This window comes from Ralstonia sp. ASV6 (assembly GCF_016429285.1).
Taxonomy (GTDB): Bacteria; Pseudomonadota; Gammaproteobacteria; order Burkholderiales; family Burkholderiaceae; genus Ralstonia; species Ralstonia flaminis.
This window is the reverse complement of record NZ_JAELUI010000699.1, coordinates 1-252: the sequence shown is the minus strand read 5'-3', so window position 1 is coordinate 252 and position 252 is coordinate 1. Positions and strand designations below refer to the sequence as shown.

Annotated in this window: 1 pseudogene; it reads right to left on the bottom strand. The window is 69.0% G+C overall.

Annotated features, from left to right (window positions below):
* Positions 1 to 119 precede the first annotated feature (119 nt).
* A pseudogene (locus JHD73_RS28920) lies at positions 120 to 252 on the bottom strand (taurine ABC transporter substrate-binding protein); the annotation flags it as partial.

Here is a 252-nt window from a genome sequence, read left to right as displayed (position 1 = left end):
CCCCCCCCCCCCCCCCCCCCCCCCCCCCCCCCCCCCCCCCCCCCCCCCCCCCCTTTTCAAGCAGAAGACGGCATACGCGATCAGGCGCCATGTCTCGTGGGCTCGGAGATGTGTATAAGAGACAGGGTCAGCACCGTACCGTTCTTCTTCACCTTGGCGAGCACCGGGTCCCAGATGAAGGCGGCATCCACGTCGCCCCGATCCCACGCGGCAGACAGCTCCTGCGGGCGCAGATTGACGACCTTCACGTCG